This window comes from Reyranella sp. (genome assembly GCF_965228225.1).
Lineage (GTDB): Bacteria > Pseudomonadota > Alphaproteobacteria > Reyranellales > Reyranellaceae > Reyranella.
Map to the genome: position 1 here is coordinate 5,317,226 of NZ_OZ245801.1, position 19,794 is coordinate 5,337,019.

General features: G+C 67.6%; 19 protein-coding genes. 3 read left to right on the top strand and 16 right to left on the bottom strand.

What is annotated here, in order from left to right; translation table 11 throughout:
* Positions 1-12: 12 nt before the first annotated feature.
* From ACO07K_RS25765 to mutM, 9 genes are all read right to left on the bottom strand, one after another.
* Positions 13-606 (bottom strand): hypothetical protein, encoded by a 594-nt coding sequence (locus ACO07K_RS25765; RefSeq protein WP_422032990.1) that lies wholly within the window; start codon positions 604-606, stop codon positions 13-15.
* On the bottom strand, positions 599-3,040 hold the full coding sequence (gyrB, locus tag ACO07K_RS25770) for a DNA topoisomerase (ATP-hydrolyzing) subunit B (protein ID WP_422032992.1): 2,442 nt from the start codon (positions 3,038-3,040) through the stop codon (positions 599-601). The genes ACO07K_RS25765 and gyrB overlap by 8 nt, the downstream gene beginning before the upstream one ends.
* Positions 3,041-3,063: 23 nt before the next feature.
* The gene (gene recF, locus ACO07K_RS25775; RefSeq protein WP_422032994.1) at positions 3,064-4,281 is read right to left on the bottom strand and encodes a DNA replication/repair protein RecF; all 1,218 of its coding nucleotides are present in this window, start codon (positions 4,279-4,281) and stop codon (positions 3,064-3,066) included.
* Entirely contained in the window at positions 4,278-5,396 is a 1,119-nt protein-coding gene (gene dnaN / locus ACO07K_RS25780; RefSeq protein ID WP_298309746.1) for a DNA polymerase III subunit beta, read from the bottom strand. Before dnaN ends, recF begins: the two co-directional genes overlap by 4 nt.
* Positions 5,397-5,603: 207 nt before the next feature.
* Positions 5,604-7,088 carry a chromosomal replication initiator protein DnaA gene (dnaA, locus tag ACO07K_RS25785; RefSeq protein ID WP_422032996.1) on the bottom strand — a complete coding sequence of 495 codons (1,485 nt, stop codon included), beginning with the start codon at positions 7,086-7,088 and terminating at the stop codon, positions 5,604-5,606.
* Positions 7,085-7,549 carry a rhodanese-like domain-containing protein gene (locus ACO07K_RS25790; RefSeq protein WP_422032998.1) on the bottom strand — a complete coding sequence of 155 codons (465 nt, stop codon included), beginning with the start codon at positions 7,547-7,549 and terminating at the stop codon, positions 7,085-7,087. The genes dnaA and ACO07K_RS25790 overlap by 4 nt, the downstream gene beginning before the upstream one ends.
* A gap of 580 nt (positions 7,550-8,129) precedes the next feature.
* Complete coding sequence (gene rpsT, locus ACO07K_RS25795) at positions 8,130-8,393, bottom strand: 30S ribosomal protein S20 (RefSeq protein ID WP_298309741.1); 264 nt, start codon at positions 8,391-8,393, stop codon at positions 8,130-8,132.
* A 75-nt stretch (positions 8,394-8,468) separates the two neighbouring features.
* Entirely contained in the window at positions 8,469-9,251 is a 783-nt protein-coding gene (locus ACO07K_RS25800; protein WP_422033000.1) for an enoyl-CoA hydratase, read from the bottom strand.
* A 25-nt stretch (positions 9,252-9,276) separates the two neighbouring features.
* A complete protein-coding gene (gene mutM, locus ACO07K_RS25805; RefSeq protein ID WP_422033002.1) occupies positions 9,277-10,116 on the bottom strand; it encodes a bifunctional DNA-formamidopyrimidine glycosylase/DNA-(apurinic or apyrimidinic site) lyase in 840 nt (279 codons plus the stop codon).
* A gap of 27 nt (positions 10,117-10,143) precedes the next feature.
* Here mutM and ACO07K_RS25810 point away from each other — a divergent pair, with 27 nt between their 5' ends.
* Positions 10,144-11,133, top strand: coding sequence for an endonuclease/exonuclease/phosphatase family protein (locus tag ACO07K_RS25810; RefSeq protein WP_422033004.1), 990 nt, complete (start codon positions 10,144-10,146; stop codon positions 11,131-11,133).
* Between the two features lie 19 nt (positions 11,134-11,152).
* Here ACO07K_RS25810 and ACO07K_RS25815 read toward each other — a convergent pair whose 3' ends face one another.
* Positions 11,153-11,836: a YggS family pyridoxal phosphate-dependent enzyme gene (locus ACO07K_RS25815; RefSeq protein ID WP_422033006.1), complete on the bottom strand. Its 684-nt coding sequence runs from the start codon at positions 11,834-11,836 to the stop codon at positions 11,153-11,155.
* Positions 11,833-13,188: a tetratricopeptide repeat protein gene (locus tag ACO07K_RS25820; protein WP_422033008.1), complete on the bottom strand. Its 1,356-nt coding sequence runs from the start codon at positions 13,186-13,188 to the stop codon at positions 11,833-11,835. The genes ACO07K_RS25815 and ACO07K_RS25820 overlap by 4 nt, the downstream gene beginning before the upstream one ends.
* Before the next feature lie 47 nt (positions 13,189-13,235).
* Here ACO07K_RS25820 and ACO07K_RS25825 point away from each other — a divergent pair, with 47 nt between their 5' ends.
* The gene (locus tag ACO07K_RS25825; protein WP_422033010.1) at positions 13,236-13,799 is read left to right on the top strand and encodes a Smr/MutS family protein; all 564 of its coding nucleotides are present in this window, start codon (positions 13,236-13,238) and stop codon (positions 13,797-13,799) included.
* Here the strand turns inward: ACO07K_RS25825 and ada are convergent.
* Together ada and ACO07K_RS25835 are read right to left on the bottom strand one after the other, a co-directional pair.
* A complete protein-coding gene (gene ada, locus ACO07K_RS25830) occupies positions 13,733-14,866 on the bottom strand; it encodes a bifunctional DNA-binding transcriptional regulator/O6-methylguanine-DNA methyltransferase Ada (RefSeq protein ID WP_422033012.1) in 1,134 nt (377 codons plus the stop codon). The genes ACO07K_RS25825 and ada overlap by 67 nt on opposite strands.
* Before the next feature lie 61 nt (positions 14,867-14,927).
* Positions 14,928-15,164, bottom strand: coding sequence for a DUF1127 domain-containing protein (locus ACO07K_RS25835; protein ID WP_422033014.1), 237 nt, complete (start codon positions 15,162-15,164; stop codon positions 14,928-14,930).
* 141 nt (positions 15,165-15,305) lie between these two features.
* Here ACO07K_RS25835 and gcvA point away from each other — a divergent pair, with 141 nt between their 5' ends.
* Positions 15,306-16,229: a transcriptional regulator GcvA gene (gene gcvA, locus ACO07K_RS25840; protein WP_422033016.1), complete on the top strand. Its 924-nt coding sequence runs from the start codon at positions 15,306-15,308 to the stop codon at positions 16,227-16,229.
* A gap of 32 nt (positions 16,230-16,261) precedes the next feature.
* On the opposite strand, the gene ACO07K_RS25845 is transcribed toward gcvA, so the two are convergent.
* The 3 genes from ACO07K_RS25845 to ACO07K_RS25855 are packed head-to-tail and all read right to left on the bottom strand — an operon-like array spanning position 16,262 to position 19,664.
* Positions 16,262-17,293, bottom strand: a complete 1,032-nt coding sequence (locus tag ACO07K_RS25845) for a lysine-2,3-aminomutase-like protein (RefSeq protein WP_422036708.1) — start codon at positions 17,291-17,293, stop codon at positions 16,262-16,264.
* Between the two features lie 29 nt (positions 17,294-17,322).
* A complete protein-coding gene (locus tag ACO07K_RS25850; RefSeq protein WP_422033018.1) occupies positions 17,323-18,012 on the bottom strand; it encodes a hypothetical protein in 690 nt (229 codons plus the stop codon).
* The gene (locus ACO07K_RS25855) at positions 18,009-19,664 is read right to left on the bottom strand and encodes a flavin-containing monooxygenase (RefSeq protein ID WP_422033020.1); all 1,656 of its coding nucleotides are present in this window, start codon (positions 19,662-19,664) and stop codon (positions 18,009-18,011) included. The genes ACO07K_RS25850 and ACO07K_RS25855 overlap by 4 nt, the downstream gene beginning before the upstream one ends.
* Positions 19,665-19,794: the final 130 nt, after the last annotated feature.

Sequence of the window (19,794 nt, forward strand, 5' to 3'; positions counted from 1 at the left end):
ACACCGGGGGGATCAGCGCATCAGGGCCGGCACGAAGGCCTGCAGCGCGGCATCTGCATCCGCCGCGGTCTGCTGGTGCGACTGCGCCCAGTCGATCCGGATCTTGATGAAGTGATCGCGAAAGCCGGTCAGCAGCAGCTTGCTGTAGATCCTTGAGTTGGCCTGGGTGACGCCGCTGTAGGTGACACAGCGGAAGGTCACCCCGCCGTAGGCGCAGCTCGAGGGCACCGACGGCTTCTGGAAGCCGGTGTATCCCGCGAACTTGAACTGCTGTTCGGCCGAGTTGAGCTCGGCGTTGAACTGGGAGGTGACGGTCGGATTGTCGCTCCCCGCCGGCACGCGGCGGCCGAGGTCGAAGACCTGGACGCTGATCGTCAGGCGCTTCGGCGTCGAATAGAAGTACGCCATGCCGAGGCCCGGATTGTTGGCCGGGGCGGCCGCATAGTTGACCGACCGCTCGAAGGTGGCGCCGCCCAGGCTTGCCGGGAAATTGAGCTTCGTGCCGGCGTTGGCCGTCGGCGTCGTCGACTGGGTCTGTGCGGCCGCGGGCAGGGCGCCCGCGATGGAGAGCAGGGCGGCTGCCAGCAGGGCGACGGTTCTAGACATCGAGGTTCGCGACCTTCAGCGCATTTTCCTGGATGAATTCGCGGCGCGGCTCGACCACGTCGCCCATCAGCGTCGAGAAGATCTCGTCGGCTTCGTCGGCGTGGTTGACGCGGACCTGCAGCAACGTGCGCGCCTCGGGATCGAGCGTGGTCTCCCAGAGCTGGTCGGGATTCATTTCGCCCAGACCCTTGTAGCGCTGGATCGTAACACCCTTGCGTCCGGCTTCGAGCACGGCGGCGAACAGCTCGGTGGGCGAGGAAATCCTCGTCTCCTTGTCCTTCACCGCGAACAGGCCAGGCTTTTCGTAGATGGCCTGAAGCTCGTCCGCCAGCGCGTCGAGCTTGCGCGCCTCGGCACTGCGGGTGAGCGGTCCGTCGATAATGTGCCGCTCGGTCACGCCGCGCAGGCGACGCGTGAAGGCGAGCCCGCCGTCGGCGATCGGCTCGCCGACCCATCCGCGCTCCAGCGGCGGGCTGACGACGTCCAGCCGCTTGGCGATGTAGTCGGCGGTCTGCTTGGCGAGCACGGGATCGGCCAGCACGTCGGGCTTGAGGGCGCCGGCGATCGCGGCCTGTTCGATGACGGCCTGGCTGGTGACGCGGCGCGACAGCGCCAGCGGCTTCACGAGGTTGGTCACCGACCGGGCGATATCCACCGTGTTCCGCAGATCCTCCTTGGCGAGGACGCTGCCGCTGCCGAGCTGCAGCGTGGCGCCTTCGAGGCCGGTCTGGATCAGGTGGTCGTCCAGTGCGCGCTCGTCCTTGAGATAGATCGCCGACTTGCCCTTCGCCGCTTTGAACAGCGGCGGCTGCGCGATGTAGAGGTGGCCGCGCTCGATCAGGTCGCGCATCTGGCGATAGAAGAACGTCATCAGCAGCGTACGGATGTGGGAGCCGTCGACGTCGGCGTCCGTCATGATGATGATCTTGTGGTAGCGCAGCTTGTCGAGGTTGAAGTCGTCATGGCCGATGCCGGTGCCCAGCGCGGTGATCAGCGTGCCGATTTCCGCCGAGCCCAGCATCTTGTCGAAGCGGGCGCGCTCGACATTCAGGATCTTGCCGCGCAACGGCAGGATCGCCTGGTTGGCGCGGTTGCGGCCCTGCTTGGCCGAACCGCCGGCCGAATCGCCCTCGACGATGAACAGTTCGGACAGCGCCGGATCGCGCTCCTGGCAGTCCGCCAGCTTCCCGGGCAGCGAGGAGACGTCGAGCGCGCCCTTGCGGCGGGTCAATTCGCGGGCTTTCTTCGCGGCCTCTCGGGCGGCGGCGGCCTCGACGACCTTGGTCAGGATCTTGCGCGTCTCGGAGGGATGCTCCTCGAGCCACTGGCCGAACTTGTCGGCAACGACGGACTCGACGACCGGGCGCACTTCCGAGGAGACCAGTTTGTCCTTGGTCTGCGACGAGAACTTCGGGTCCGGGACCTTGACCGAGAGCACGCAGGTCAGGCCCTCGCGCATGTCGTCGCCGGTGAGGCCGACCTTCTCCTTCTTCGAGATGCCGCTCTCGTCGGCATACTTGTTCAGCGTGCGCGTCAGGGCACCGCGGAAGCCGGCCAGATGGGTGCCGCCGTCGCGCTGCGGGATGTTGTTGGTGAAGCACAGCATCGTCTCGTGATAGCTGTCGTTCCACTGCATCGCGACTTCGACGGTGATGCCGTCCTTCTCGCCGCGAATCGACACCGGCGGGTCGTGCAGCACCGACTTGTTGCGGTCGAGATACTTGGCGAACGCCTCGACGCCACCCTCGTAATACAGCTCGGAGACCTTCTGCTCGGCGGCGCGCTCGTCGGTCAGCACGATGCGGACACCGGAGTTCAGGAACGCGAGTTCGCGCAGCCGGTGCTCGAGCGTGGCGAAGTCGAATTCGGTCTTGGTGAAGGTGCCGGTCGAGGGTTGGAACGTCACTTCCGTGCCATGCTGGCCCTGGTCGGCCTCGCCCACGATCTTCAGGTCGCCTTCCGGTTCGCCATGCCGGAAAACCAGGTGGTGTTCCTTGCCGTTGCGCCAGATGCGCAGGTCCAGTCGCTCGGACAGCGCATTCACCACCGCGGCGCCGACGCCATGCAGGCCGCCCGACACCTTGTAGGAGTTCTGGTCGAACTTTCCGCCGGCATGCAGCTGCGTGAAGATCACGTTGGCGGCCGATATCCCTTCTTCCTTGTGGATGTCGGTCGGCACGCCCCGGCCGTTGTCGCGCACCGTGACCGAGCCGTCGCCGTGCAGGATGACGTGGACCTTGTCGCAGTAGCCGGCCAGCGCCTCGTCGATCGCGTTGTCGACGATTTCGTAGACCATGTGGTGCAGGCCGGTCCCGTCGTCGGTGTCGCCGATATACATGCCCGGCCGTTTGCGCACGGCTTCCAGCCCGCGCAGCACCTTGATGGAATCCGCGCCGTAGTCCTCGGCGCCCGGCGTGATGTCGTTGTCGCTCATGGTCCTGGCTTTCGAAAAACTGTTCAGACCGCCGCGATCGAGCCGTCGGCCACGCGCAGGATCTGCGCGCGACCGGCCAGCGGCGCAAAGAGTTCGGCATCGGTGCCGGTCATCCAGCTCTGGACGCCGAGCGCCACCACCTCGTCGAACAGCGCCAGTCGGCGCTCCGCGTCGAGATGGGCCGCGATTTCGTCGAGCAGCAGCAGCGGCGGCCGGCTGCGCGCCAAGGCCACCAGGCGGGCATGCGCCAGCGCGATCGAGACGAGGACGGCCTTCTGCTGTCCGGTCGACCCTTCGGCCGCGGGCAGGTCGAGATCGAGATGGCGCACCGCGAGGTCGCTGCGATGGGGGCCGCACGAAGTGGTGCCGGCTTCGGCATCGCGTGACCGGTTCGAGGCCAGTTCGCGGCGCAGCCGGTCCTCGACATCGATCGCCGCCATCGTGGCCACCCAGCCGTCGACCTCGCCGGCCATCGTCAGGGACGCTCTCGGGAAGGGGCCGACGCCCAGCCGCGCGGCGGCGTCGAGACGCTGCACCGTGTCGGCGCGCGCCGCGGCCAGGGCCACACCGTGGCGGGCCATCGTGTCCTCCAAGGCCGTGAACCAGTGTGGATCGCGATTGCCCCCCTGGCGTCCATCTGTCAGCAGCCGCGCCCGCTGGCGCATCGCATTCTCGTAAGCCGCGACGTCGCCGGCATGTTCGGGATGCAGCGCCGTCACCAGCCGGTCGAGGAAGCGCCGGCGCTCCGACGCGCCGTCGAGGAACAGGCGGTCGAGCTGCGGCGTCAGCCACACCGCCGCGACGTGTCCGCCGAGCGAGGTCTGGCTCTGCATCGGCCGGCCGTCGATCCGCACGACACGGCGCGGCAGGCCGCCCTCGCTGCGGCCGGCTTCGAGGCCGGTGCCGATGGCGACCCGCCCGTCGGGCGTATCAAGGGTCGCAGCAACCGCCCAGCCATCGGCCGGCGGCTCGCCGGCACGGGAGCGGCAGCAAACATCCTCGAGCCGGGCGCGCCGCAGGCCGCGGCCGGGTGCCAGGTAGGACAGCGCCTCGAGCAGGTTGGTCTTGCCCGCCCCGTTGGCACCGACCAGGACGACCGGCTCGGCGCCGCAATCCAGGCGGAGCTGGCGATAGTTGCGGAAATGGGTGAGGCGAAGCTGGCGCACGGCGAGGAGTGCCGGCGCAGCGCCCGATACGGCGTCGGAAGAATAGGCGAGGGCGCTGATGGCCTGTGCCGTCATACCCGCATCGGCATGAGCACGTAGAGCGCGCTCTCGTCGGCACCGTCGCGCACCAGGGTGGGCGAGCCGGCGTCGGCCATAAGGAAGCGCGCCTCGGCGCCCGCGATCTGTTCGGTGATGTCCAGCAGGTAACGCGAATTGAAGCCGATCTCGAGGGCCGTGTCCTTGTATTCGACCTCGATCTCCTCGGTGGCGCTGCCGGCATCGGGGCTGGTGGCCGAGAGCGTCACGACGCCCTTGGCGACGGCCAGCTTGATGGCGCGCGACTTCTCCGTCGAGATGGTCGAGACGCGGTCGACGGCGTGCGCGAATTCCTTGCACGGCACGTTCAGGACCTTGTCGTTGCCGGTCGGGATGACCCGCTCGTAGTCGGGGAAGGTGCCGTCGATCAGCTTGCTGACCAGGGTGACGTTGCCGCTGGAGAAGCGGATGCGGGTGTCGCTGAGCTCGACATCGACCGTACCATCGCTCTCGTCGAGCAGCTTGCGGACCTCGCCCACGGTCTTGCGCGGCACGATCACGCCCGGGATCTCGCCGGCGCCCTTGGGCAGCGGCACCTCGACACGGGCCAGGCGATGGCCGTCGGTCGCCACCCCGCGCAGCACCTGGGTCCCGCCCACGGTCGCGGCATGGAAGTAGATTCCGTTCAGGTAGTAGCGGGTCTCCTCGTTGGAGATCGCGAACCGGGTGCGGTCGATGATGCCCTTGAGGTCGGTCGCCGGAAGCTGGAACCGGTGCGGCAGGTCGCCCTCGCTCATCGCCGGGAAGTCGGCGGCCGGCAGGCACTGGAGCGTGAAGCGCGAGCGCCCGGCCCGGATGACCAGGCTGCTGTCGTCGGAGGCCGTCTCGAGTTCGACCTGGGCGCCGTCGGGCAGCTTGCGGACGATCTCGTACAGCGTGTGGGCCGGCGCGGTCGTGGAGCCGGTCTTGGAGGCGTTCGCTTCCACCGACTCGGTGATCGCCAGGTCCATGTCGGTCGCGGCCAGGCTCAGCCGGCCCTTGTGGGCGGTGACCAGCACGTTGGACAGAATGGGGATCGTGTTCCGCCGTTCGACCACACTCTGCACATGGGCAAGCGCCTTCAAGAGGGCTGCCCGTTCGATCGTCAGTTTCATGGGTTGGTCGCTATAACGAGGGCCAAGATACGCGGTTCAGACACCCCGTTTTCACCGGTTGCGGAAGTCCCGGCGGAACGGTCGGAGACTATACCACGCGAAGTGCTGTCGGGAAGCGAATTCGCCCGTATTTTGAGGCCCTTAGGGCATGCCTCCGACGCAAAACGGGCCCCTTTCGGGGCCCGCCGCCAATCTCGTCCGAAGGGCTCAGCCCTGGAGCTGCCGCTTGAGCAGTTCGACGTCCTCGGCGATCGAGAGGTCGGAGACCTTGAGTTCCTCGATCTTGCGCACGGCGTGCATGACCGTGGTGTGGTCGCGGTTGCCGAAGCGCTTGCCGATCTGGGGGAGGCTCAGCGTCGTGAGCTGCTTGGCCAGGTACATCGCGACCTGGCGCGGCCGGGCCACCGAGCGGGCCCGCCGGGGCGAACTCATCTCGGCGAGCTTGATGTTGTAGTGCGTGGCGACCCGCTGCTGGATCTCGTCGACCGTGACCTTGCGGTCGGCCTGGCGCAGCAGGTCGTGCAGCACGTCCTGCGCCATCTCGACGGTGATCTCGCGGCCGATCAGCTGGCCGTGCGCGACGACGCGGTTCAGTGCGCCCTCGAGCTCGCGGATATTGGTGCTGATCTTGTGCGCGAGGAACTCGAGCACGTTGGCCGGCACCGGTACGCGGGCATTCTCGGCCTTGGTCTGCAGGATCGACAGGCGCAGCTCGTAGGTCGAGGAGTGGATGTCGGCCACGAGGCCGCTGCCGAGGCGCGAACGCATGCGCTCCTCGATGTCCTGCAGCTCGCTCGGCGGCTTCTCCGATGAGAGGATGATCTGCTTGTTCTGCTCGACCAGCGAATTGAACGTGAAGAAGAACTCGTCCTGACTGGCTTCCTTGCCGCAAATGAACTGCACGTCGTCGACCATCAGCACGTCGACGTTGCGGAAGAGCTCCTTGAACTGGCCGGTGTTCTTGGTGCGCAACGCCTGGATGAAGCGGTTCACGAAGCTCTCGGCCGTCAGGTAGAGAACGCGGGTCTTGGGGTCGCGCTCGCGGATGACATGCCAGATCGCATGCATCAGATGGGTCTTGCCGAGCCCGACGCCGCCGAAAATGTAGAGCGGGTTGCGCTCGGGAAGCGGCAGGTCCTGCTCGGAAATGTTGCGCGCCGCCGCATAGGCGAACTCGTTGGGCTTGCCGACCACGAAGTTGGCGAAGGTGTAGCGACCCTCGGGAGCCTGCGAGAGCTCGTCGGAGCCGCGGCCGATCGACGGGCCCATGCGCGGCATCGGCGGCTGGTGGTTCTGCGACGAGGGCACGGGCGGCATCGCGATGATCTCGTTGGGACGGCGCGGCGCCGGCGGCGGGACGAGATTCACCTCGACGCTCTTCACCTCGGGCATCACCGACTGCCAATAGGCGAGCACGCGGTCGCCGTAGTGGCGGCCGACCCAGTCGCGCACGAAGCGGGTCGGGGCGTAGAGGCGCAGCTTGCCGTCCTTCACTTCACCCAGCTCGACTTCCCCGAACCAAGTCTTGAAGGCCTTGTCCCCGATTTCCTTGCGAAGCCGATCACAGACGCGCGCCCACTGCGCTTCGAGCTCTTTTCGGCCCGCCCCTTCTTCCATGCCTGCCCCCGCCACGATGTTGGTCTCGAATACTGCGTTGTTATTGCCTTGGATCGGCGATTGAATGCGATTCACGTCTGTCTCCACGGAAGCCCTGCTGCCTTCCATCCCCTCGTTGCGCCGCGCTTGCCCTGCGCATCGAGAGGCCCCTCGAAGCCGTCTGCCACATTGAGACACGTACTGTATCCGGCCGCGGACATGGCTTTCGCCGCCGCGACCGATCTCACCCCACTTCGACACAGAAAGAGCAGCGGGACCGTCTTGTCCGCCAGCGCCTCCGAAAGCGCGCCGACGAAATCAGGGTTGACCTGCATGCTCGGGAAGAGCTGCCATTCGACCAGGCCCGGCTTCTTGTCGAGGCTGGCGAGATCGGGCACGCCCACATAGTTCCACTCGGCGCGCGTGCGTACGTCGATCAGGATCGCGTCCTTCCGTTCGCCGAGAATTTTCCAGGCAGCTGCCGGAGTCACGTCACCGGCGTAGCCGGCTGCGGGGGACACTTCGAATGTGTCTGTGATCTTGTTGTCTTTCGACATGGCCCCCGCTTTCATTCGTCGAAGCGAGGCGTTGTTTTGCGAGCCAGAGAACGAAGGCGACACACAACACGGCAAGAGGGAACGAGGGATGTTTGAACGAGCGTCGCTTATGGGACGCTTCATCTTCTTATCGATCGTCGAACTTGCGAAGCGTTGTGTACCTGTCTCCCTCGTTCGTCGTTGCGATGGAGAGGAATCCCCTCTTCTCCATCAGGCTCGCGATCCAAGCGCCCCACGCCCCGTCGCGATGGCCAGAGTCTTATCCAGACTCTCCGAAGCGCGCAAACGATTCACTCGCCCAACACCACACGCTATTCAGCCACTTCGTGGTGTGACTCGATTGACAAGCTGTTCGAGTCGATTTTGCGACTCACGCGTCGCGTTGCGTCGCTCAACATCTAGCGCTCTTCAGTGCACATCGTTCGATAAATTCGAATCGTATGTCAGTCGGCCAATCGACCACCAAACGATCATTGGAGAAAAGCGCCGACAATTTTTTTCGCGCCGTCATCGGCGCAAAAGAAAACGCCGCTCGGAGGGAGCGGCGTTCACAAAGTCTGAAGCGATGATGCGAGAAGCGTCAGGCCATCGCCTTGATGCGGGCCGACAGACGCGACACGCGGCGCGAGGCGGCGTTCTTCGTCACGATGCGCTTGGTGGCGCCCCGCTGGATCTCCGGCTGCGCCAGACGCAGCGCCTCACGGGCGGCCGTCTTGTCGCCGGACGCAATCGCCTCTTCAACCTTCTTCACCGATCCCCGGACGCGGCTGCGGCGGGCCGTATTCACGGCAGTGCGGCGCTCGGTCTGGCGGGCGCGCTTCTCGGCCGACTTATGATTAGCCATGTTAGTCCTCGTTATTCGAAGGGCGCGCTTATACGGGCCGTATCCGGGCCGGTCAAGCGCGCCCGAACCGCCAGATCAGCGATGCTTCCAGCCCGGCTTACGCTTCTCGGCAAAGGCTGCCATGCCTTCCGCCCGGTCGTCGAAGGCAAAAGTCGCGTGAAATGTCCGGCGCTCGAAGCGAACCCCTTCCGACAGGGTCGTTTCGAAGGCGCGATTGACGGCCTCCTTGGCGACCATGGTGGCAGGCAGCGACAGGCCGGCGATCTTTTCGGCGGTGGCGATCGCGTCCTCCATCAGCTGAGCCAGTGGGACGACCCGGCTGACCAGGCCGCAACGCTCGGCTTCGGCCGCATCCATCATGCGGCCGGTCAGGACCATGTCCATGGCCTTCGACTTGCCGACGAAGCGCGGCAGGCGCTGGGTGCCGCCCGCCCCGGGAATGGTGCCCAGGGTGATCTCGGGCTGGCCGAATTTTGCGTTGTCCGCAGCGATGATGAAGTCACACATCATCGCCATCTCGCAGCCACCGCCCAGGGCGTACCCCGCCACCGCGGCGACGATCGGCTTGCGCACCTGGCTCACCTTCTCCCAGCCGACGGTGATGAAGTCCTGCAGGAAGACGTCCTGGTAGGTCTTCTCCTTCATCTCCTTGATGTCGGCACCGGCCGCGAACGCCTTGTCGCTTCCCGTGAGGACCATGCAACCGATGCCGGGGTCCGCCTCGAACGCATCGAGCGCGTGGCCGAGCTCGCGCACCAGATCGGCGCAGAGCGCATTCAGCGCCTTCGGGCGGTTCAGCCGGACGATCCCGACCCGGCCCTTGGTTTCGGTCTGGATATTTTCGTATGCCGTGGTCATCGCTCTTTCCTCCTCGAAGCTTGTCTCAGCGCTGGCAGCGGGCGCAGTAGAAGGTCGATCGGCCGGCCTGCACGAGCCGGCGAACCGTCTGGCCGCAGTCGCGGGTTGGGCAGGCGATGCCGGCCCGGTCGTAGACGTTGAAGCGCGTCTGGAAATAGCCGAGTTCGCCGCCCGGCTGAACATGGTCGCGCAAGGTCGAGCCGCCGTCCGCTATCGAACGGTTGAGCACGAGCTTGATCGCGTCGACCAGGCGGCCCGCACGCTGCCCCTTCACGGTGTGGGCGGAGCGGCGCGGCGAGATGCCGGCCAGGAACAGCGCCTCGCACGCATAGATGTTGCCCACGCCCACCAGGGTCTTCTGGTCGAGCAGCGCCGCCTTGATCGGCGTCCGGCGGCCGGCCAGACGGGCGGTCAGCACGTCTGCGGTGAAGGCGTCGTCGAGCGGCTCCGGGCCCAGGCTCTTGAAGAACTTGTGGCCGGCCACCGCCTCGTTCGCCTCGAGAACCATCAGTCCGAAGCGGCGGGCGTCGTTGAAGCGGACCTGCCAGTCATCGTCCATGTCGAACACGACATGGTCGTGCGGGCCGAGCGGATGGCTGGCGGCGCTCTCGGCATCATGCAGGGTCATGCGGCCCGACATGCCGAGATGGACGATGAGGGTCTGGCCGTCGTCGAGCCGGATCAGCAGGTACTTCGCGCGCCGGTCGATGCCGGTGACCGCGCGCCCCTCGAGCCGGGCGGCGAACTTCGCCGGCAAGGGCACCCGCAGGTCGAGGCGACGCTGCTGCAGCCGCACGATGCGCCGGCCGACCAGGCGCGGCATCAACCCGCGCCGGACGGTCTCTACTTCAGGAAGTTCGGGCATGCGCGGCGGCCATGTACAGTGCAGTCAATGAAGTGGCAACAACGCGCATTAAACGTCCTGCGACCGGCGCTGACCATGCTCGTCATCGGTCTTTCGCTGATGGAGGCTCTGTCCTGGCTGGCGACGCGGCACTGGGCCTTCGAACTGCTGACCCATTTCCATGTCTACTTCCTGCTGGCGGGCGCGGCCCTTGCCCTGGTGGCGCTCAGCCTGCGCCAGGGGTGGACGGCCGGGCTGTCGTCTTTGGTCGCCGCGGCGAGCTTTTCGGTCGTGTGGCCCCACATCCACCTGCCGCCGACCGATCTTCAGCCTCAGAGCGGCCCCATGGTCCGCCTCATCTGGGCAAACCTGCATCATCTGAACACCGATCTGGTCGCCCTGCGGCGTCTGATCGAGACGGAAAAGCCCGATATCGTGGTGTTGACGGAACTCGACCCCATTCACGACGCCGTCCTGCGCGAGGTGGCGCGCTTGCTGCCCTTCCAGTCGCCACCTCCCCGCGCCAACGTGTTCGGAGTCATGCTGCTCGCCACGAAACCACCGGAGTCGCTCAAGTTCGACCTGACGATGGGCGACTACGCGCCGTTGATGGTGGCGCGGCTGTGCCCGGTCGAATCGGGTTGTCTCACGCTCCTCAGCCTGCATGCCTGGCCGCCCCTGCCGCCCTGGACTGGCGCTCGCGACCGCCAACTCGTCCATGCCGCTTCGGTGGCGCGCCAGCACGTCGACGCGGGCGAGCGCGTCGTTCTGGTCGGCGATCTCAATCTCACGCCGTTCTCGCCGGTCTTCGACCGGCTGATCGCGCAAAGCGGATTGTGGGATACGAACATCCTGCCCGCCGAGCGTCCGCGCGCCACGCCCTCCATTGCGACCTGGCGGCTGGCAAACACCGGGATCGGGCTGCCCATCGACCACGCTCTCGTCAGCGCCGGAATCGGGATCGTCAGTCGCCGCGTCGGGCCGGACATCGGCAGCGACCACCATCCGCTGATTCTGGACCTGAAGATCGCGCCCTGATCCGGGGCTCGATCCGGCGCTAAGGCGCGGGTTGCAGCGGCGGGCGGGAGCCGAACAGGGCGCTGCCGACGCGGACGTGGGTGGCGCCCATGCGGACCGCCGTCTCGTAGTCGGCGCTCATGCCCATGCTCAGCTTGGCCAGGCCGTTGCGGGCCGCCATCTTGGCCAGCAGCGCGAAGTGAAGGGCCGGCTCTTCGTCGACCGGCGGGATGCACATCAGGCCGACGATCGGCAGCTTGTACTGGTCGCGGCACTGGGCGACGAAGGCGTCGACATCCTTCGGAAGGATGCCGGCCTTCTGCGGCTCCTCGCCGGTGTTGACCTGGATGTAGCAGGCCGGCCGGCGGCCGAGCTTCTCCATCTCCTTGACGAGCGCAGCGGCGAGGCGGTCGCGGTCGACCGACTGGATGACATCGAACAGGGCGACGGCGTCGCGCGCCTTGTTGGTCTGCAGCGGGCCGATCAGGTGCAGTTCGAGGTCGGGCCAGGCCGCCTTGAGCTCGGGGAACTTGCCCTCGGCTTCCTGGACGCGGTTCTCGCCGAACACGCGGTGGCCGACATCCAGCAGTTCGCGAACGCGGTCCGCGCCATGGGTCTTGGAGACGGCGACCAGAGTGACGTCGGACGGTGAACGACCCGAAGCGAGCGCGGCCTCGGCGATGTGGCCCGTGACCTCGGCCAGACGATCGGCGCCGCTGCTCATGCGTCGAGACCGGCGCGCGCGAGCAGGGCTTCCTCGTTGTTCGGATCGGCTGCCAGGGCGGCGTCGAGGGTTTCGCGGGCCCTGTCGAGCTCGCCCAGCGCCGCCAGGCAGATGCCATAGTGGGCCAGCAACCGCGAATCGTCCGGCAGGGCGCGCAATGCCTGCTCATGGTGCAAGCGCGCTTCGGCGGCCCGCCCCAGGCCCATCAGGGCGCGGCCGAAGTTGGTCTGCACGAAGGGCTCGTCGGGGGAAACCTTCGCGGCCTTCTTCAGGATCCGCCGGGCATCGTCGAAGCGCTTGAGGCCGAGCAGCGCCAGCCCCTGGTTGTTCATCGCCCTTGCATCGCCGGACACGGCTCTCAGATAGGGCTCCAGGACCCGGCTGGCCTCCTCGAAGCGCCCGGCCTGGATGTGCAGGTTGGAGAGCTGCAGGATCGCCTCCTGGTCGAACGGATTGCGTTCCAGGACTTTCTCGAGGATGCCGGCGGCCTGTTCGGTCTGGCCCGCTGCCGCCCGGGCCAGTGCCAGGGTGGCATATCCCTGGCCGAAGGTCGGATCGAGCTCGAGCGCCTTCTCGATCATCGGAATCGCATCGCTCGGGCGGCCGCTGAAATAGAGCACGTAGCCCAGCGCATGGTTCAACGTGGCGCTGGCCGGCGCCAGTTCGAGCGCCCGGCCGGCTTCGGCAATGGCTTCGTCATAGTGGCCGAGCGCCGCCAGGCAGAGCGCGCGGTCGCCCAGGATCTGGCCGCGGCGCTCGGCATTGTCGCCGGCGTCCTGCAGGGCCATGTCGAACACTTCGATCGCCGCGGAGTGCCGGCCCAGGCGATAGAGGGCGTAGCCCAGCATGTTGCGGGCGCGCGCCTGCAGCGGCTTCAGCGCCTCCGTGCCATGGTCATGGATCGCGCGATCGATGTTGGCCACGAATTCCGACAGTTCGCGCTCGGCGGCGGCGAAGCGCCCGGTGTCCATATGGACCGACGCGAGCGCCAGCCGGGCCTCGACATGGGTGGGCGCCTGACGGATCGTGTCGCGGAAACGGCGTGCCGCCTCGTCGAGATTGCCGAGGCGACGGGCGGCGAGGCCGAGATTGTAGACCAGCATCGGCTCGTTCGGGTCCTTCGCCACGGCCTTGCGCCACAGACCCTCGGCTTCCTTCACGGCGCCGCGCTGCGACAGGCAGACGGCGAGATAGTGGAGAATGTCGGGGCGGTCGCCGTACCGGACGCGCGCGCTCTTGAACAGCGGCTCGGCACGGTCGTACCAGCCCGCGCGCAGATACTGCAGGCCGGTCTGGAGGTCGGGATCGGGCTGGGGCGGGCCGTTGGGCCGAAGGGGGGGCGCGATGGCCATGGCGGGCTGTGTAGACCCGCCTCACGGCCAAGGCTAGACGAAATGCCATGGTGAAGGACGTCGAATTGTTCGCAGCAACGATGGCCGGCGTTAAGCCGCTCGACCGGAAGAAGCGGGCGCCGGCGCTGCCTGCCCCGGCACCGTTGCCTCGGGCAGACAAAGTGCCCTCCGCGCCGCCGCGGGAGAGGCCGCCGCCCCGGCGGGCCAGCGGTCCCGACCTGTCGCCCGACGACCGCCAGTTCGACCGCGACGTCTCGCGCGCCCTGTCGCGGCGCAAGCTGGTGCCGGAGGCGACGATCGACCTGCACGGCATGACGCTGGCGGCGGCCGAGCGGGCCGTGACCGCCTTCCTGGCCAGGGTATCGGCGCAGGACATGCGCGTGGTGCTGGTCGTGACCGGCAAGGGCCTGCGCGAAGAGGGCGGCCGCACGATCGACGGTCGCATCCGCGGCGAGTTCGTGGGCTGGCTCAATCGCGGCGACAATCGCGAGCGGGTGAGGGCGGTGCGCGCCGCCCACGCCCATCATGGCGGCTCGGGCGCCTTCTACCTGTTGCTGCGCCGGCGCTCCTCGGCCAGCAGCCGTTCCTTGCGCGCCACGCCCCAGCGATAGCCGGTCAGCGCGCCGCTCGATCCCACGGCGCGATGGCACGGGATGACCAGGGCGGCCTGGTTGGTCGCACAGGCGCGGCCGACGGCCCGCGCCGCCTTGGGTTCGCCGATACTGCGGGCGATCTCGCCATAGGTGCGGGTCTCGCCGGCCGGAATCTCGGTCAGCGCCTTCCAGACCTTCCACTGGAAGGCCGTGCCGACGATGTCGAGCGGCACGTCGGGTGCATCCAGCGCCGTGGGCTTGCGGCCGTAGAGCCGCGACAGCACGGCTGTCACGCGCGGGCCGAGGCCGGCATCGTTGCGCTGGAGCTCGGCGGCGGGGAAGTCCTGCTTCAGGCTCTTCTCGAGCGAACGGTCGTCGTCGCCCAGGAACACGGCGGCGATTCCCTTCTGCGTCGCGGCCACCAGGACGCGGCCATACTCAGAGTCGGCCATCGTGTAGTCGATATGGGCGCCGGCGCCGCCCCGCGCATAGGTGGCCGGCGTCATGCCGAGCGCCTTGTCGCTGTTCTCGTAGACGCGACTGGGCGAACCGTAGCCCGCGCCATAAAGCGCGTCGGCCACACTGGCGCCGCCACGAAGGGCGCTGCGGAAGCGCTCGCGCTTGCGGGCGACCAGCCAGTCGCGCGGATTGACGCCCAGTTCGGCCAGGAAACGCTTGCCCAGTGCACCGCTCGACAGGCCGACCTTGCGCGCCACCTCGGCCAATGAAGGCGGGGTGTCGGCATCGGCCGCGTCGAACAGCGCGCAGGCCTGCGCCACCGGCCGGCTGAAGCCGAGGTCGGCCCCTTTCCCCAAGACCCAGTCGCGGGGCTTGCAGCGCTTGCATGCACGGAAACCTGCCGCCTCCGCCGCCTCGGGCGAGGCGTGGAAGTCGACGTTGCGGCGCAACGGCGGACGGGCCGCGCACGACGGCAGGCAATAGACCCCGGTCGTCCGGACCGAGAACCAGAACCGGCCATTGTAGGCGCGATCGCGCCGCTGGACTGCGTCCCAGCAGGTATCAGGATCGGGAAGAAGGGAAGTGGCGAGGGCCACGGCGGGAAAGCCGAGAGAGTGTTGGGTCATGGCGCCATCAAAGCACCACGACCCGAACTTGCTCTATCCGCCGCCCGCCGGCAATTCCGGTCTAGGACCAGAAAGGCTTGGTCGCCTCGAACCGGGCGGTGGCCCGGTCGACGCCGATGTCCCGCAGCAGTCGCTCGTCCAGTTGGGCCAACTGATGTCGCGAACGGGCAAGCTCGGCTCGGGTCATGATTTTCTCGATCCCGACCACGACCGTGCCCGCCAGCAGCGCGACGGCGCGGCCGAACGAGAAGGAAGGGGCATCCGCGCGGGCGACCCGCACGTTGGATACGATCGACATGACTTAGCTCCGCTTGAGGCGATGAGGCCGGGGATCGGCAGTTGCGCCTCGTTTCTGGGCTGTATTTGCTGTATCCTGTGGATACTTGCAAAGGATGAAAGCTGGGGGGAGGCATAGAATTTCTATGATCGAGTGTCCTAGATGAGCCGTTCGCAACTACCGCTCAATGCCCTGCGCGCCTTCGAGGCTGCTGCCCGTCACGCCAGTTTCACCCACGCCGCCGAGGAGCTTCACGTCACCCAGGCGGCCGTCAGCCACCAGGTGAAGGCCCTCGAGGAGAGGCTCGGCGTCGCGCTGTTCGTGCGCCGCCCACGCGGCCTCGAGATCACCAGCGAGGGCGAGGCGCTGCTGCCCGATCTGCGCGACGCGTTCGACCGCATGACCAACGCGCTGGAGCGGGTCGGCCGCAAGGCCAACTCCGGCACGCTGAACGTGAGCCTCGTCACGACGTTCGCGCTGGGCTGGCTGGTGCCGCGCCTGCATCGCTTCCAGGCCAAGCATCCCGAGATCGAGGTACGCATGACGACCAGCCAGAAGCGCGTCGACTTCGCGCGCGAGGATGTCGACTGCGCGATCAGGTTCACCGTGCAGCCGGAGCCCGAACTGCATGCAACGAGGCTGTTCAGCGACGTGCTGACGCCGCTCTGCGGCAAGCGCTACCATGACAAGCTGAAGACGTTCGACGACCTGAAGCGCGTGCCCTTCATCGACATGACGCACGATCCCGAATGGCCGATCTGGTTGCGCGCCGTCGGCCTCGGCGACTTCAAGCCCAAGCGCGTGCTCACCTTCGACTCGACGATGATCGCGGTGGAAGCGGCGATGGAAGGCGCGGGTGTGGCCGTCGGTCCGCCACAACTATTCCGCGAGGAGCTGTCGGTGGGGCGGCTGTTCCAGCCGTTCGAGCAGATCGTCGACAGCGGCAAGGCGTGGTGGTTCGTCTGCCCGCCCGCGTCGGTCAGCCGTCCCAAGACCAAGGCCTTCGAGGAATGGCTGGTCGAGGAGCTGGCCGCGCCGCAGGCGCGGACGGTGCGCCCGGCGCTTACCGCGAGCGGCCGCCGCTAGGGCGCTCCCGAAATATTCTAATGGCTGGAGGGTCAGTCGAACGGGTAGCGGTGCTGCCCGCCAAAGACGTCCTCGACCGTCAGGGCGCCGGGATCGTCGGCCAGATAGGAGGGTCCGACCGGGACCTTTCCGTGACCGCCAGGCACGTCCAGCACGTAGGTCGGCTGGGCTAGTCCGGAGAGCCGGCCGCGCAGGGCCTTCATCAGCGCCTGCCCCTCCGCGATCGACACCCTGAAGTGCCCGGTGCCGCGCACCAGGTCCGGATGATGCAGGTAGTAAGGCTTCACCCGGGCCGTTACCAGCGCGCGCATCAGCTGCTCCAGCGTCTCGGCCGTGTCGTTCACGCCCTTCAGCAGGACCGTCTGGCCCATCAGCGGCAGGCCGGCATCGGCCAGCCGGGCCAGGGCGGCGCGGGTCACCGGCGCCAGCTCGCGGGCATGATTGCAATGAACCGCCAGCCAGACCGAGACGCGGCCGGGCTTGAGCGCCCGCACCAACTCGTCGGTAACCCGCTCGGGATCGACGATCGGCACGCGGCTGTGCAGGCGCACGATCGCCACATGGGGGATCGCATCGAGCGCCGCCATCAGCTCGGCCAGGCGGCGCGGCGCCAGCATCAGCGGGTCGCCGCCGGTCAGGATCACTTCCCAGATTGCCGGCCGGCTGCGGATATAGGCCAGCGCCGCCGCCAGCTCCTCGGCCGACAGGGCCTCGCCGCCCGGGCCCACTTTCTCGCGGCGGAAGCAGAAGCGGCAATAGACCGGGCAGACGTGCAGCGGCTTCAGCAGCACGCGGTCGGGATAGCGATGGACGATGCCCTTTACGGGAGACCGCGCCTCGTCTCCGATCGGGTCGGCCAGCTCGCCCGGGGCGATTTCGGCCTCGGCGCCGCTCGGCACGAACTGCCGGGCGATCGGATCGTCGGCCAGGCGCGAACGGTCGATCAGCGCGACCATCTCCGGCGTGATGGCGACCGCCATCGACTGCGCGGCCTCCTGCAGCCGCGGATCGGGCGACAGGAGGCCCTCGCTCTCGAGAGCTTCCAGGGAACGCAGCGTCGGCATGGCGGCGTCGAGATAGGCGTCAGGACCGCTCAAGTCCAGCGGGCGGTGTCCGCACGGTCGACGGCGGTCAGGAGCGTCGCGGTCGACACCACGGTCCAGTCGCAGAGGTCGTAGCGGCGGCTGAGCTTGTCGCGCACCGCCGCTTCCGCCGCGCCCTCGGGCAGCTTGGAGCGCTCCCACATCGCGAGGTTGGGCCGGCGGGTCAGGAGCAGGCTGCGCACGCCCCCGTGCAGGCCGGCGCCCGTCACCTCGTCCGGGCCGGTGCCGGTGCGGGCGCCGGTCGCCTGCCAGAGGCCGATCACCTGCGAATCGTAGGCGCCCTCGAAGCCGGGCCAGGCAGCGGCACAGAGGTCGAGGAACTCGGGCCAGTTCGGTTCCGGTACGGCGAACCAGCGGAAGGCGTAGTTGCCCTGGCGGGTCGGCGGCACCGTGTCAGTCGGGCGAAGCGTCGGCGTCAGGATCTCGCTGGCCACGACGCGGATGTCGTCGGACGTCGCCAGCAGCGCGCGTTCGGCGGCGGCGGCCGTGATTCCCTGAGGCCAGACGCTGATCGCCTGCACCTCGTCGCGCGGCCGGCCGATCTGGCTGCGCCAGGCGCCGTAGAGCTGGCCGCCCGCCGTCGCGATGCGTCGAGCGCCGTCGGTCGCCAGCCGGTCGGCCACGGCCTGCCAGCGACGCGGCGCGGCATCGATGCGGTGGTGGACGTAAGCGGCGCTCACGCCACGACTTCGTGGCGGCTGAGCGTGAAGCCTTCGTAGCCGCCGGCCGTGACCTCGTCGCAGCGCTTCTTGTAGCGGTCGAAGCCACCGACATAGGGCATGAACACACGCGGCTTGCCGGGGATGTTGGCGCCGACGTACCAGGAATTGGCCAGCGGATAGAGGGTGCTGTCGGCCACCGCATTGACGTGCCCGACCCAGTCGGCCTCGGCCTGCGGCGAGGGTTCGATGCGGTCGAGCTGGTGCTTGCCGAGATGGCCGAGCGCATCGGCGATCCAGTCCACATGCTGCTCGATCGAGGCGATCATCTGCGTCTTCACGCCGGGGCTGCCGGGGCCGGTGACGACGAACATGTTGGGAAAGCCCGAAACCATCAGGCCGAGATAGGTGAGGGGGCCGCCCTCCCAATGGTCGGCCAGCACCGCGCCGTCGCTGGTGCGGATGTCGATCTCGCGCAGCGCGCCGGTCATGGCGTCGAAGCCGGTGGCGAAGACGATGGCGTCGAGCTCGTACTCTTCCTTGCCCGTGCGCACGCCCTTCTCGGTGATCTCCTGGATCGGATCGGAGCGCACGTCGACCAGCACGACGTTGTCGCGATTGTAGGTCTCGTAATAGTTCGTATCGAGGCAGAGCCGCTTGGTGCCGATCGGATGGTCCTTCGGCGCCAGCAGCTCGGCCGTCGCCTTGTCCTTCACGATGCCGCGAATCTTGTTGCGGGCGAACTCGGAGGCCGTGTCGTTGGCCTCCTTGTTCACCAGCAGGTCGGTGTAGGTGTAGAGGTAGCTGATGCTGCCGCCTTCCTGCCACTTGGCCTCGTAGGCGGCGTTACGCTCCTCCTCGGTGACCTCGAGCGCCGACCTGGTCGGCCGCGGATAGCCGCCGATCGCGAAGGGTGTGTCGTAGGCGGCGCGCCGGCGCGCCGGATAGTCGGCCTTGTGGCGGCTCTCGCGCTCTTCCTCCATCGGCGCGTTGCGCGCCGGCAGGCTGAAGTTGGCGGTGCGCTGGAAGACGTGCAGGTGCCTGGCCTGCTGGGCGATCAACGGGATCATCTGCACGCCCGAGGAGCCCGTGCCGATGACGCCGACCCGCAGCCCGGTGAAGTCGACACCCTCATGCGGCCACAGTCCCGAATGGTACCACTTGCCCTTGAAGCTGCCGATGCCCTTGAAGTCGGGCACGCGCGGCGTCGAGAGATTGCCCGACGCCATGATGCAATAGCGCGCGCGGACCACCTCTCCCTTGTCGGTGCGCAGCGTCCATTCGTTGGACGCCCTGTCGTAGGTGGCGGCCTTGATCCGCGTGTCGAGCTGGACGTCGCGGCGCAGGTCGAAGCGGTCGGCGACATGGTTGATGTACTTCAGGATCTCGGGCTGTGTGCCGTAGCGTTCCGGCCACTTCCATTCCTGCTGCAGTTCGTCTGAAAAGCTGTAGGAATACTCCAGGCTTTCGACGTCGCAGCGCGCGCCGGGATAGCGGTTCCAGAACCAGGTGCCGCCGATTCCGGAGCCCGCCTCATAGGCACGGACCTTGAGGCCGAGCTTGCGCAGGCGATGGATGGCGTAGAGGCCGGCCAATCCGCCGCCGACGATCGCGACATCGAGGGGGGCGACATCGAGCGGACGAGGTGCGGGCGCGTGGGAAGCATCGGGCATGCGACGGCTCCTGGGTTGAATTTTTGCTCTGCGAGAGGTGTCCGACGGGCTTGCACGATCAGCGTCGACCCGACCGTCTGTTTTTGCAAGAGCGGCGAGCCCGTATGCGGAACGGGCGGGGCGTCATGCA

Bases quoted from the DNA above. Each gene is read 5' to 3' on its own strand.
- ACO07K_RS25765 (WP_422032990.1), bottom strand. From the start codon at position 606: ATGTCTAGAACCGTCGCCCTGCTGGCAGCCGCCCTGCTCTCCATCGCG.
- gyrB (WP_422032992.1), bottom strand. From the start codon at position 3,040: ATGAGCGACAACGACATCACGCCGGGCGCCGAGGACTACGGCGCGGAT.
- recF (WP_422032994.1), bottom strand. From the start codon at position 4,281: ATGACGGCACAGGCCATCAGCGCCCTCGCCTATTCTTCCGACGCCGTA.
- dnaN (WP_298309746.1), bottom strand. From the start codon at position 5,396: ATGAAACTGACGATCGAACGGGCAGCCCTCTTGAAGGCGCTTGCCCAT.
- ACO07K_RS25790 (WP_422032998.1), bottom strand. From the start codon at position 7,549: ATGTCGAAAGACAACAAGATCACAGACACATTCGAAGTGTCCCCCGCA.
- rpsT (WP_298309741.1), bottom strand. From the start codon at position 8,393: ATGGCTAATCATAAGTCGGCCGAGAAGCGCGCCCGCCAGACCGAGCGC.
- ACO07K_RS25800 (WP_422033000.1), bottom strand. From the start codon at position 9,251: ATGACCACGGCATACGAAAATATCCAGACCGAAACCAAGGGCCGGGTC.
- mutM (WP_422033002.1), bottom strand. From the start codon at position 10,116: ATGCCCGAACTTCCTGAAGTAGAGACCGTCCGGCGCGGGTTGATGCCG.
- ACO07K_RS25810 (WP_422033004.1), top strand. From the start codon at position 10,144: ATGAAGTGGCAACAACGCGCATTAAACGTCCTGCGACCGGCGCTGACC.
- ACO07K_RS25815 (WP_422033006.1), bottom strand. From the start codon at position 11,836: ATGAGCAGCGGCGCCGATCGTCTGGCCGAGGTCACGGGCCACATCGCC.
- ACO07K_RS25820 (WP_422033008.1), bottom strand. From the start codon at position 13,188: ATGGCCATCGCGCCCCCCCTTCGGCCCAACGGCCCGCCCCAGCCCGAT.
- ACO07K_RS25825 (WP_422033010.1), top strand. From the start codon at position 13,236: ATGGTGAAGGACGTCGAATTGTTCGCAGCAACGATGGCCGGCGTTAAG.
- ada (WP_422033012.1), bottom strand. From the start codon at position 14,866: ATGACCCAACACTCTCTCGGCTTTCCCGCCGTGGCCCTCGCCACTTCC.
- ACO07K_RS25835 (WP_422033014.1), bottom strand. From the start codon at position 15,164: ATGTCGATCGTATCCAACGTGCGGGTCGCCCGCGCGGATGCCCCTTCC.
- gcvA (WP_422033016.1), top strand. From the start codon at position 15,306: ATGAGCCGTTCGCAACTACCGCTCAATGCCCTGCGCGCCTTCGAGGCT.
- ACO07K_RS25845 (WP_422036708.1), bottom strand. From the start codon at position 17,293: ATGCCGACGCTGCGTTCCCTGGAAGCTCTCGAGAGCGAGGGCCTCCTG.
- ACO07K_RS25855 (WP_422033020.1), bottom strand. From the start codon at position 19,664: ATGCCCGATGCTTCCCACGCGCCCGCACCTCGTCCGCTCGATGTCGCC.